The following is an 11,099-nucleotide window of genomic DNA, read 5'->3' on the forward strand; positions in this document are numbered from 1 at the left end:
CTATCTTCCACCAAGACGAAAACGACCTGCAGGGAGTGAATCTTTTGCAGGTCGTTTTTGAAGAAAGTTCCCCGGCTGGGAACTATTTTGGCGCTAGAAGTTGAGCTTGCTCATGATCGGCGCCGGGATCGCCTTCAACACCAGGGAGATCGGGCCGAAGAGCTTGTGCACGAACACCGATGGCTTGCCGGCCAGGGCAGCCTCCACGGCAGCCTCGGCGACGTCTTCCTTGTTCACGGTCAGCGGGGCCTCGTCGAGACCATCGGTCATCTTGGTGCGCACCTGGCCCGGGCGGACCACGGTGACCTTCACGCCGCTGTCCTTCAAGGCTTCGCCGAGCTGCAGGTAGAAGCCGTCGATGCCGGCCTTCGCTGCGCCGTAGACAAAGTTGGAGCGACGCACACGCTGGCCCGCCACCGACGATAGGGCGATGATGTTGCCGCGGCCCTGACGCTTCATCTCCTGGCCCAGCAGCACACCGACCGACATCGGGGCGGTGAAGTTGGTCTGCGCCGAGGCGACGGCAGCAGCCTGGTCCTGCCAGAGCTGCTCCTGGTCACCCAGGGTGCCGAAGGCGACGACGGCGACGTCGACCTCGCCGTCCTCAAACGCCGCATCGATCACGGCAGGGTGGGAGGCGAAATCCAGGGCGTCGAAATCGACCAGGCGTACATGGCCTGCGCCGGCGCGCTGGACTTCGGCGATGGCGTCGTCGATACGCGGGGAGTCCTTGCGCGCACACAGGGTGACGGTGGGGCTGCCGCCGCGGGAGACGAGCTCGCTGACAATCGCGAGCCCGATCTCACTCGTGCCGCCGAGGAGGAGGATGTGTTGGGCTTGGCCTACTGCGTTCAGCATGGGTACTCCTTAGTTGAGCTCAAGACGGCGGGACATGTCGGATGCGAACACGCCAGTCGGGTCGATGTCGCGGCGGGTCTTCAACCAGCCTGGCAGTTCCGGATACATCTTGTGGAACTTCTCCGCGCTGGTGCGGGATTCCTTAGCCAGGTAGAGGCGGCCGCCGAACTGCATGACCTGGTCATCCAGGCGGTCGAGGAACTCGTTGAGGCCCGGACGGATTGGGAAGTCCACGCACACGTTCCAGCCCTTCATCGGGTAGGACAGCGGTGCCTGGTTGCCTTCGCCGAACAGCTTGAACACGTTCAGGGCGGTGTAGTGGCCGGAGGACTGGATGTCGTAAATGATGTCCTTGAACGGCTCCACAGCGTCGGTCGGGACGACGAACTGGTACTGCAGGAAGCCAGCCTTGCCGTAGCCGCGGTTCCACTTCCCGATGAGGTCCAGCGGCTGGTAAAACTGCGTCAGGTTCAGCACCTGGTTCCGGGCGGGGGAGCCCATCATGTAGTACGCCTCGCCGATAGCCATCAGGGAGAGCTTGTTCATGGTCCAGGACGGGAAAATGTCCGGCACCGTCATCAACTGCGGGGCGTTGAACTTCAACGGGTCCTTAGCCAGCTTCGGGGCGAACTCCTTCAACTGATCCAAGGTGGCCAGCGAGCCGCGGGAGATGGTGGAGCGGCCCGTCTTCGGCGGTGCGGAGATCGCGTCGAACCAGGCCGACGAGTAGGTGTAGTTCACCTCAGAGCCGTCGGAGTGCACCGCGATCGTCTCGTCGAGCGTGTTGGTGCGGTCGGTGTCTGCGATGAAGTAGGCGGTCTCCGTCTTGGTCATCTGGATCCGGGCGCGCAGGATGATGCCGGTCAGGCCCATGCCGCCAACAGTGGCCCAGAACAGCTCGGCGGTCTCGCCGGTCGGCTCCAAGTGCAGCACGCGGCCGTCCGCCACCAGCAGCTCCATGGACAACACGTGGTTGCCAAAGGAACCCGCCGAGTGGTGGTTCTTACCGTGAATATCCGGGCCGATCGCGCCACCGATGGTGACCTGGCGGGTACCCGGCAGCACCGGAACCCACAGGCCATACGGCAGGGCGGCCTTCATCAGTTGGTCGAGGCTCACGCCCGCGTCGACGTCGACAATGCCAGAATCCGGGTCGATGGAGTGGATCCGGTTCAGCGGAGTCATATCGACGACCAAACCGCCACCATTCTGGGCGGGGTCACCATAGGAGCGACCCAGACCACGGGCGATGACGCCGCGGCGCTTGTGCTCGGGCAGGTCCGCGTTCTCATCCGCGACCCGCTTGACTGCCTCCGCAATCGTGTCCACATCAGGGGTGGACAGGACCTGGGCGGTGGAAGGGGCAGTACGGCCCCATCCGTAGAGGGATTGGGTTGTCAGTTCCATGCCCACAACCCTACCGCCGGACTAGAGATCCATAATGCTACGAATCTCCGCGGGCAGTTCTTCTTGGCTCGAAATCACAGGTCCGTCGTGTTCGCGAAGAATCTCATAGATACGTGTGCGGCCTTTGGAGTCCACAAACGGCAGCTCCTCGGCCATCAGGCGCACCATGAAGTCGGACAGGGGGACGTCGACACGCTGTGCTGCCTCGTGGATCGCGTCCGGGTCATCACCTTTGTAATGCTTCCTCATGGCACACGAGCCTAGTAGGGTAAACGCCCGTGTCCTCGAACGCTTCCCTAAAACAGCAGCTCATCCCGTTTTTGGTCATCGGTATCGGCTGCGCTGTCATCGACTTCGGCATCACCAACACCCTCGACCAAGCCCTCGACGTCCAGCGCGACCTTGCCAAGGCCGTGGGCTGGGTCTTCGGCACCATCTCCGCCTACGTGCTGAACTCCAAGTTCGCCTTCAACGCCAAAATCGACGCCAAAAAAGCCAGCGCCGTGTTCATCCTCTACGCCACCACCTTCGCGGTGCAGATGCTGCTGTGGAGGGTGACGGACGAGCCGTTGTCGTCGCTAGGCCTGCAAGATTCGTGGAAGAACGCCGTGTCCTTCGTCATCGCACAAGGCGTAGCGACGACTACCAACTTCCTCCTCCAGCGCTACTGGATCTTCCGTGGCGCTAAGGGCGGCGAAAGTCCTCTCGCGCCCCCCGCCTAAGCAACTTCAGCCAATCGACGAAGCCCCTCGGGTCCTTCTGCTCCACCAGGAAGAACCACCCAAACCGGACAACTTCCTGCAACTGCATCTTCTTCATGCCGCGCTGATTAATGATGTAGCCACGGTTGCGGTACGTGAAATACCGCTTCGTCTCATTGTCCGGGAACTGCGCGTGCGCCCGCCCGCCCATGATCGGATGGAACTCGTCCGACCCATCCGGGTGCAGATAAAACGCCGTCAACGCCGTGCCATACTTCAGCCCCGACTGCGCCAAACGACGGTGATACTCCACCTCATCGCCCCTGATAAACAGACGGTAATCCGGCACGCCGATGCGCTCCATCGCCTTCGCCGAAATCAACGCGCCATTAAACAGACTGGCGTACTGCGGCAGAAAATCGCCCTGCAGCTCATCAACACGCCGGTGCCACGTCGTGCCCTGCCGCAGCGGAAACGCCAGCTTCTCCGGGTCGTTGATGTTCGCTACCACCGGCGACACCTCCGACAACTGATGCTTCTCTGCGGTTCGGTACAACACCTCCAGCACCGTGTGATCCCGCGGGCGACCATCATCGTCCGCGCACCAAATCGCATCCGCCCCCAACGCCAGCGCGTGCAAGAATCCGTAGGCGAAGCCACCCGCCCCGCCCAGATTGGTCTTGCTTGGTAGGTAGACGCCCTTGTCGTTGGCGAGCTCGTCGACAAGCACACGCACCGCATCCTCATCACCGTTATCCACCACAATGACCCAATCCACCGGATGCGTCTGCGACACCACCTGCTCCAACGAATGCCGCAGCAGGTCAACGCGCTTATGGGTCACAATCACGGCAGCAGTCGTACCGTTGCGATTCAAGGCAGTCATACATTTATTGTGCCCGAGGGATCCCAAACCGTCGTTCTTGCGTCTAATAACCATGACCAACCTACGAAACGGCATGAGTGTCGACATCGAAGCAATCCTCATCCACGACAAACAACGCACACCCGACCTCACCTACCACCAAGTCAGCGCCGACCGCTACCTCGCCACCGAACACTGCCGTGAAGAATGGCGGGTGGACAACGACGCCCGTCACCACCCACGCGGCGTGCGCTACCACGGCTGCGCCGCCGCCCGTGCCATCGCCCACGCCGTCGAACGCCCCGGCAGCATCGTCTCCGGCTTCTCGGCACTCGCCCTCTATGGCTTGCCCTACCTGGTCGAAGGAGCCGACACCACGCTGCTCGCCTCCTCGGGACGCAACCAACTCGCAGGGCCTTGCTTACCGACGATCCGACGCCACTCCCGAGCAACCTTCCCCATTTGGAAAGTCACCCACCGTGGCGTTGGCCTTCGGACGGCTAGCCCAGTGGCGGCAGTTGTCCAGGCGTTGATCCAGGTCAAACGCGGGGAGCACTGTTGGAATGTCGTCGATGTAGAGGGCCTGTCTGCCGAGGAAGTCCGAGCGGTGCAACTCGTCGACTGTGTCCGTCGCTTCTGGGGCATCACACTCGCCGACATTACGGCAGCTGCCCGCCACAAAATCAACGCCAGTTGGTTAAGGAAGGTCTTGCGGCTCAGCAGCTCTCTTGCTGATTCCCCCAAGGAGACCGAGATGCGCCTTCTCGTTGCGGTGCTCGCGGCTCGGTATGGCCACGTCGTGCAGGAGCAGGTGCCGCTGGTCGTCGACGGCAGGACAGTGACCACGTTTGACCTGGCCATTCCTGATCTGAAGATTGCCGTGATGTACGACGGCGAACACCACTCGGACTATAAGCAGCGCAACAAAGACTCTTCCATCAACCTCAAGATGACCTTGGCGGGATGGACGCCCGCGAGGTGCTCGTCCAGGACGATGTTTGAATGCCTGGGCCTCGTCGAGTCCCTGATGCAAAAAAGTTCCCAGCGATAATGGGATTCGTGGAACTTTTACGGGGTGTGTCGCCCGGCGTCCTGGGCAAAGTGAAACTTTTGGGGGCCGAAATCGAAGAAAGTTCCCGGGCGGGGAACTTTCTTCGGGAGATGGTTGACACCTACCCGTGGAAGCGCTGCACCAGTTCTGCGACGTGGTCGCCGGCTTCGGGGCCTTCGTAGGCGCGGACGACGTCGGCAACCAGGCCGGCTTCCCTAATTTCGCCCTTGTCCACCCACAACGCGGTGTTGCAGAGCTGCGCCAGGAAGTCGTTGGAGTGGGAGGCGAACACGAGGATGCCGGAGCGCTCGACCATTTCGGCCAAACGAACGCGGGCTTTGGACATGAAGGCGGCGTCGACGGCGCCGATGCCTTCGTCGAGTAGCAGGATCTCAGGTTCGATGGAGGTGACCACGCCCAGGGCCAACCTGACGCGCATGCCGGTGGAGTAGGTGCGAAGGGGCATGGAGAGGTAGTCGCCGAGTTCGGAGAATTCGGCGATGTCGTCCATTTTGGCTTTCATCTGTTTGCGGGTCTGACCCAGGAAGAGGCCGCGGATGATGATGTTTTCGTAGCCGGAGATTTCGGGGTCCATGCCGACGCCGAGGTCGAAGACGGGGGCGACGCGGCCGCGCACGTCGGCGACGCCGCGGGTCGGTTCGTAGATGCCGGACAGCAGTCGCAGCAGGGTGGTTTTACCTGCGCCGTTGTGGCCGACGAGGCCGACGCGGTCGCCCTCCCTTAAATGCAGGTTGATGTCGCGGAGTGCTTCGACGACGACGGTGTTGGAGGCGTTCTGGCCGATTTTGCCGCCGGCCGAGGACATCATGGCCTTTTTCAGGGAGCGGGATTTGGCGTCGAAGATGGGGAAGTCGACGCAGGCGTTGTAGGTGTCGATGGAAACCATGTGTAACTCCTAGACTCCTAGACCCAGTACGGCACGCGGAAGCGCCACTGTTTCATGGCCAGCAGGGTGATGAGTACGCCGACGATGGTGCAGGCGATGACGATGAGCCAGTGGTAGGCGGCGACGGGGTCGTCGATAAGCGGTGCTCTGACGATTTCGAGGTAGTGGAACAGGGGGTTGATTTCGGCGAGCATTGCACGCTTTTCGACGACACCACCCTGGTCCTTCAGCGTCCGCGTCGTCCACACGATCGGGGTGACGTAGAACAGGAGTTGGACGAGGGCTTCGAGCAGCGGGGCGACGTCGCGGAAGCGGGTGGCCACCATGCCGAAGAACATCGCGACCCACACGCCGTTGACCAGCAGCAGGGCCATACCCGGGATGAACAGGAGTGTGTTCAGGGTGATGGGGATGCGGAAGATCAGGGCGAGTAGCACCCAAATGACCATGTTGTGGGCGAGGAACAGCGTTTGGCGCCACACGAGCCGGTAGATATGCACCGACAGGGCGGAGGGGAGCTGTTTGATCAGGCCTTCGTTTTCGATGAAGACGTTCGCGCCGTCTTTGATGCAGCCGGAGATGAAGCCCCAGACGATGAAGCCGACGGTGACGTGCGGGAGGAAGTCGGCGACGTCGATTTGGAACAGCATCGAGTACAGCAGGCCAAGGGCGAGCGACATGACGCCGGTGGCGATGGTGATCCACAGGGGGCCGAGCGTGGAGCGTCGGTAGCGTTGTTTGATGTCCTGCCAGCCGAGTTGGAGCCAGAGCTCGTGTTGGCCCCAGCCGCGGATGAGGTCGTCGAATGCCCGCCGGAATGTTTTGGATGTTGACGGCGGGGTGTTTTCGCCAGGGGCGCTGGTCATCCGGGCGACGTCATCGCGCAGTTGTTCTACGTTATGCACGCAGTTCACCCTAGTGCACATGTTTCGTGCTCCCGAGCTGGTGGTGTGCGCTGTGTCGGACGTGCGTGCATAATTAAGGGCGTTCTTGCGTGAAGGAGGTCGGCCGTGGCTTATGACGTGTGGGGGGTCCGTGGGCTTTACGGGTCGTTGGGTGGCGGTTGGACGTATCTGAATGCGCATGTGTCGCCACAGGTGCCGGAGAAGGTTGCGGGGGCGGTTGCGCGGAGTTTCCGTAATGCTGCGTCGGTGCCGCCGCCGGAGCCGGTGTTGGGGTCGCATTCCCGGTCGGATGTTGGTTTGCCGGAGGGGGCGGAGTATCCGAAGGCGGCGCGGTCGGCGATTGCGGATTTGGCTGGGGTGATGCCGGAGCAGGTGGTGTTGGGGCCGAGTGTTCCGGCGTTGTATTCGGCGTTGGTGTCGGCGATGCGTCCGATGTTGCGGCATAACTCGTCGATGGTGCTGAATCCGGTGGATCGTCCGGTGTTGTCGGGGCGTTTGCAGCGCGCTGGCGTATCGACGACCTGGGCGCAGGCTGATCTGGCCACCGGCGATTTGCCGGCGTGGCAGTACCGCGACATTGCGGACGGGTCGACGCGTTTGGTGTCGGTGCCGGCGGCGCATCCGGAGTTGGGCAACGTTGTGGGCGTTGCGGACATTGTGGAGGCGGTGCGTGAGAAGTCCCGGGCGTGGGTGCTTGTGGATGCGTCGGCGTACGCCCCGTACCGTCCGTTGGATTTGGATGCGTGGGGTGCCGATATCGCTGCGGTGGACATGGCCCAGTTCGGCGGCCCGGAGATCGCGGCCCTGATTTTCCGTGACGCGGCGATGTTTAAGCGTTTGGACCGTGAGGCTCTCGAGTTGGAGGTGTCGCCTGGTCTTGCTGGTGGTGTGCCGGCTGTGGTGGAGCACTATGCGTCGTTGGTTGAGGGGGCGGCGGGGAGGTCGTCGAGACGCAATCGCTTGAAGTATTCGATGGGGGAGACCACCGCGTACTTGAACGGGCTGCGGGATGATCTGCATACGTTTTTGGGCACGCTGCCTGCGGTGCACATTGTTGGTGTGACGGGCGAGGCGGCGGAGGACGCCCGTGTGGAGCGCATCCCGCGCCTGGCATTCGGTGTGCGGGGCGTGCCGTCGGAGACCGTGCTGAATCGCCTGGTTGCGCACGGTATTGTGGCTGCTCAGACGACGCAGACACAGCTTCTCGACGACATGGGCGTCGCCGACATGGGCGGCGCCGTCACCATCGCCATGTCGCCCTTTAATACCCAGAACGACATCGAGCAGTTGGTACGCACAGTCGCCTCGCTGGCGTAGCCTCGCTCCGCTCGGTTACGCGGTCAGGACGATCTTGCCGGTGTTGTCGCCGGAATCCATGTGGTCGTGGGCCTTCGCGGCGTCTGCAAGAGGGAACGTGGAGGTGATGTTGGGTTTGATCTGGCCCGATTCGATGAGCGGCCAGACGTTCTTCACCGTCGATGCGACAATCTCCGCCTTCATCGGACGCGGCCGGGCGCGCAGGGTGGTGGCGTGGACCGACAGGCGCCGCGGCATCATCCGGCCAAGCGACAGCGTGCCCTTCGGCCCGCCCTGCACCGCGATGACCACGAGGCGACCGTCGGTGTTCAGCGCCTTGATGTTTTGCTCCAGGTACGGCCCGCCAACCACGTCGAGGATCACGTCCGCCCAGGCTTTGAGTTCCTCGGCGAAGTCTTGCTCCTTGTAATGAATAAGGACGTCCGCGCCAAGGTCCTTGCAGTAGTCGAGCTTCTCCTGGCTGCCCGCAGTGACGGCGACGGTGCAGCCCAGCGCCTTGCACAACTGGATGGCAAACGAGCCGATTCCGCCCGCGCCGCCGTGGATGAGCACGTTGTCGCCCTTTTGGATGCCGGCGAGCATGCCCAGGTTCGACCACACCGTGCAGGCCGCCTCCACCACGCCGGCGGTCTCCTCCAACGTGAGGTTCGCAGGCTTCGGCGTGAGCTGGCCCTCCGGCACCGCGACGTATTCGGCGTACCCGCCGCCCGCCAGCAGGCAGCCGACCTCTTCGCCCTTTTCGCGGCCGGTGGTGCCCGGATCCTCGATCACGCCGGCGCACTCCAGGCCAATAATTTCCGACTCGCCCCTCGGTGGTGGATACTTGCCTTCGGCCTGCACGATGTCGCCACGGTTCACGCCCGCCGCCGTGACCCTGACCAACACCTCCCCGTCCTGCAGTTGCGGGGTGTCCACTTCGGTGAGTTCGAGGGAGCGGGGGTTGGTGTCGTCGATAAGTGTGATCGCTTTCATGCGGCCAGGCTACCGAGATTGAGCGACGCGCGACGTGTTGTAGAGTATGTGCGTCGCACTTGCTTTGCGACGAGGAGACGTGGCAGAGCGGCCGAATGCACCGGTCTTGAAAACCGGCGAGGTTTATCCCTCCAGGGGTTCAAATCCCCTCGTCTCCGCCAATTTCTTTTGGGGGGTGCTTCAGGGGGCTGTTCCTGAAATTTAGGTGAATTTCTCCATAAACGCTGGCAGCGTTTGTCAAGCCTGACGTAGGGTTCTTCACAAGTCTGCCTCGGTGTTGGGGCAGCGTATGGCGAAAATATGTTGCTCATGGTGGAGGTAGAAATGAGCGAGAAGTTCACTACGAGGAAAGGCCGTGTGCGTCGCAACGTTGTGGCGCTACTGAGTGCAGTAGCGCTGGGCGTCGGCGGGGTAGCGGTGCCGCAGACCGCGGGTGCTTGGGTCCAGCAGGATATCGAGCGAAACTATGGGGAAAAGCCCGACCCGGTCCAAGAAACGAACGCGATTTTTGAGACCTTCAAGCCGGAAACAATGCAATCCGATGGAAGCTACACCTACACCATTGGAGGCAAGGCTAAGGCGCCGAAGCCACTCCCCGACCAGAATGATCCTGATTACGAGCTAAAACAGCGTGGTGCGTCTGACATTCTCACGATGACGGTGTGGGTTTGGGCTGCGACCCCCAATACAGTCTTGGAAGAACCCACTGCGGACGACTTCAAGTGGGCTAGCGGTCAAACACGTCCGTTTAAGAGTATTGAGAAAGTCAGGGCCGACGATGGTGTTTACACCGATCAAGACGGCAATAAGATCGGCGGTGGCGACGGCTACAAGATTGAGTTTGATATCAACGCAGCAGAGGACAGCTTTACTGCGGAGATTCAAGCGAAGTTGAAAGCAGATATTCCTGCAGGAGCCCTGGTCACGGCTGCTACTTACGTGGAGACGACGATTAGCCCCCGGGTTATCTGGGAGCATGAAAACTCGTGGTTGACGACAGATCCCAACGATTCTGACACGTGTGCAGGTATCGCACACGGACGGCACCGTCTCCAGGGCGGAGGTTATGGCCAGTGGATGGCTGAAATGTATCTCGGTTCGTTGAATGGAAACCTGGAGCTCAGGGGTGCGCCGCGTGTTACATTCACGCTGCCTAACGGTGACACATTCAGCGGTGAAGAATCGGGCATGACTCAGGGTGACGTTTCGTCCCAAGCTCTCGACGCAAACTACAAAGCAGGCTTTGAGAAGTTAAATCCCAACACCGTTTGGGGACAGAAATTTGACTGGCCCTTTGATAAAAACACGGCGACAGGCGAATTTTGGCTCCCCACCGGGACCATCTTCGAATTCGAGCAGAATGTTTACGACAAAGACAAACCCTGCTCGGATGCCAAGTGGGGAGGCGACAAGCTCCACCACCGCGCGATGCTGACATCCGCGAACCCGCCTATTGTCACGACCGACACTGCACAAACGTGGTTCAAGATGCCAGAAGGTGAGGAGCTGTGCGACTGTGAACTGGGCTCGGTGGGCGACAAGGTCTGGATTGATAAGAACAAAGACGGAATCCAGGACGAAGACGAAACGCAGGGCGTTCCCGGTGTAAAGGTGGTTCTCAAGGACGCGTCCGGTAAGGAAGTTGCTCGTACGGTCACGGACGAGGACGGCAACTGGAATATCAATGTGAAACCGGGTGACTACACGGTCGTGTACGAGCCTGGGAATAACGTGCCTTCGAAGCCGGAGCAGATCGAACGCACCGTCACCATCAAGCCTGGTGAGAAGCGTGACGATATTGACCTGGGTATTCTGCCGTCTGGTTCTGTTGGTGACCGTGTTTGGAATGACGCTAATGGTGATGGCAAGCAGGATGAGGGTGAAGAGGGCCTCGAGAATGTAGTTGTGTTGGTGTCGCGTGATGGTGAGCCGACGCGTTCTGCCGTGACCGATAAGGACGGCAACTGGAAGATCGAGGGTCTTAATCCGAACGCTGAGTACGACATTCGCTTCGTCCAGCCGGATGGTTGGGAAGTCACGGGTAAGGTGCCGGGTTCGGATGAGTCGGGTCTGGTGTCCAAGGTGACGGTGAAGCCGAATGAGTACAACGACACTT

The 11,099-nt window shown here is 61.2% G+C and carries 11 protein-coding genes and 1 tRNA gene; 5 read left to right on the forward strand and 7 right to left on the reverse strand.

Going from position 1 to position 11,099, the window contains the following annotated elements:
• Positions 1–93: 93 nt before the first annotated feature.
• From HMPREF2736_RS10895 to HMPREF2736_RS10905, 3 genes are read right to left on the reverse strand one after another with little or no spacing between them, the layout of a single operon-like run.
• Positions 94–858 carry a decaprenylphospho-beta-D-erythro-pentofuranosid-2-ulose 2-reductase gene (locus tag HMPREF2736_RS10895; protein ID WP_070829770.1) on the reverse strand — a complete coding sequence of 255 codons (765 nt, stop codon included), beginning with the start codon at positions 856–858 and terminating at the stop codon, positions 94–96.
• A 9-nt stretch (positions 859–867) separates the two neighbouring features.
• Positions 868–2,265, reverse strand: coding sequence for a decaprenylphosphoryl-beta-D-ribose oxidase (locus HMPREF2736_RS10900; RefSeq protein ID WP_070484962.1), 1,398 nt, complete (start codon positions 2,263–2,265; stop codon positions 868–870).
• A 21-nt stretch (positions 2,266–2,286) separates the two neighbouring features.
• On the reverse strand, positions 2,287–2,514 hold the full coding sequence (locus tag HMPREF2736_RS10905; protein WP_070422004.1) for a hypothetical protein: 228 nt from the start codon (positions 2,512–2,514) through the stop codon (positions 2,287–2,289).
• A gap of 29 nt (positions 2,515–2,543) precedes the next feature.
• On the opposite strand from HMPREF2736_RS10905, the gene HMPREF2736_RS10910 reads away from it, so the two are divergent.
• Positions 2,544–2,987, forward strand: coding sequence for a GtrA family protein (locus tag HMPREF2736_RS10910; RefSeq protein ID WP_070829772.1), 444 nt, complete (start codon positions 2,544–2,546; stop codon positions 2,985–2,987).
• Here the strand turns inward: HMPREF2736_RS10910 and HMPREF2736_RS10915 are convergent.
• Positions 2,950–3,852 (reverse strand): galactofuranosyltransferase GlfT1, encoded by a 903-nt coding sequence (locus tag HMPREF2736_RS10915; protein WP_070829774.1) that lies wholly within the window; start codon positions 3,850–3,852, stop codon positions 2,950–2,952. The genes HMPREF2736_RS10910 and HMPREF2736_RS10915 overlap by 38 nt on opposite strands.
• A 73-nt stretch (positions 3,853–3,925) precedes the next feature.
• Here HMPREF2736_RS10915 and HMPREF2736_RS12275 point away from each other — a divergent pair, with 73 nt between their 5' ends.
• On the forward strand, positions 3,926–4,882 hold the full coding sequence (locus HMPREF2736_RS12275; RefSeq protein WP_070422007.1) for a hypothetical protein: 957 nt from the start codon (positions 3,926–3,928) through the stop codon (positions 4,880–4,882).
• 121 nt (positions 4,883–5,003) lie between these two features.
• On the opposite strand, the gene HMPREF2736_RS10930 is transcribed toward HMPREF2736_RS12275, so the two are convergent.
• Entirely contained in the window at positions 5,004–5,789 is a 786-nt protein-coding gene (locus HMPREF2736_RS10930) for a galactan export ABC transporter ATP-binding subunit Wzt/RfbE (protein ID WP_070422008.1), read from the reverse strand.
• A 17-nt stretch (positions 5,790–5,806) separates the two neighbouring features.
• The gene (locus tag HMPREF2736_RS10935) at positions 5,807–6,715 is read right to left on the reverse strand and encodes a galactan export ABC transporter permease subunit Wzm/RfbD (protein WP_070829776.1); all 909 of its coding nucleotides are present in this window, start codon (positions 6,713–6,715) and stop codon (positions 5,807–5,809) included.
• A gap of 84 nt (positions 6,716–6,799) precedes the next feature.
• Here HMPREF2736_RS10935 and HMPREF2736_RS10940 point away from each other — a divergent pair, with 84 nt between their 5' ends.
• Positions 6,800–8,011: an aminotransferase class V-fold PLP-dependent enzyme gene (locus tag HMPREF2736_RS10940; RefSeq protein ID WP_070829778.1), complete on the forward strand. Its 1,212-nt coding sequence runs from the start codon at positions 6,800–6,802 to the stop codon at positions 8,009–8,011.
• Between the two features lie 15 nt (positions 8,012–8,026).
• On the opposite strand, the gene HMPREF2736_RS10945 is transcribed toward HMPREF2736_RS10940, so the two are convergent.
• Positions 8,027–8,983 carry an NAD(P)H-quinone oxidoreductase gene (locus HMPREF2736_RS10945; RefSeq protein ID WP_070829780.1) on the reverse strand — a complete coding sequence of 319 codons (957 nt, stop codon included), beginning with the start codon at positions 8,981–8,983 and terminating at the stop codon, positions 8,027–8,029.
• A 73-nt stretch (positions 8,984–9,056) separates the two neighbouring features.
• Between HMPREF2736_RS10945 and HMPREF2736_RS10950 the strand changes: the two genes are divergently transcribed.
• Positions 9,057–9,144 (forward strand) — tRNA-Ser (locus HMPREF2736_RS10950).
• A 163-nt stretch (positions 9,145–9,307) separates the two neighbouring features.
• The coding region (locus HMPREF2736_RS10955; RefSeq protein WP_210399468.1) for an SdrD B-like domain-containing protein at positions 9,308–11,099 on the forward strand (1,792 nt) is incomplete at its 3' end.

Origin of the sequence: Corynebacterium sp. HMSC036E10 (genome assembly GCF_001836265.1) — a bacterium.
Classification (GTDB): Bacteria; Actinomycetota; Actinomycetes; order Mycobacteriales; family Mycobacteriaceae; genus Corynebacterium; species Corynebacterium coyleae.

What these genes read in the sequence shown, in the direction of transcription:
- HMPREF2736_RS10895 (WP_070829770.1), bottom strand. Translation starts at nt 858, where the DNA reads ATGCTGAACGCAGTAGGCCAAGCCCAACACATCCTCCTCCTCGGCGGC.
- HMPREF2736_RS10900 (WP_070484962.1), bottom strand. Translation starts at nt 2,265, where the DNA reads ATGGAACTGACAACCCAATCCCTCTACGGATGGGGCCGTACTGCCCCT.
- HMPREF2736_RS10905 (WP_070422004.1), bottom strand. Translation starts at nt 2,514, where the DNA reads ATGAGGAAGCATTACAAAGGTGATGACCCGGACGCGATCCACGAGGCA.
- HMPREF2736_RS10915 (WP_070829774.1), bottom strand. Translation starts at nt 3,852, where the DNA reads ATGACTGCCTTGAATCGCAACGGTACGACTGCTGCCGTGATTGTGACC.
- HMPREF2736_RS12275 (WP_070422007.1), top strand. Translation starts at nt 3,926, where the DNA reads ATGAGTGTCGACATCGAAGCAATCCTCATCCACGACAAACAACGCACA.
- HMPREF2736_RS10930 (WP_070422008.1), bottom strand. Translation starts at nt 5,789, where the DNA reads ATGGTTTCCATCGACACCTACAACGCCTGCGTCGACTTCCCCATCTTC.
- HMPREF2736_RS10935 (WP_070829776.1), bottom strand. Translation starts at nt 6,715, where the DNA reads ATGTGCACTAGGGTGAACTGCGTGCATAACGTAGAACAACTGCGCGAT.
- HMPREF2736_RS10945 (WP_070829780.1), bottom strand. Translation starts at nt 8,983, where the DNA reads ATGAAAGCGATCACACTTATCGACGACACCAACCCCCGCTCCCTCGAA.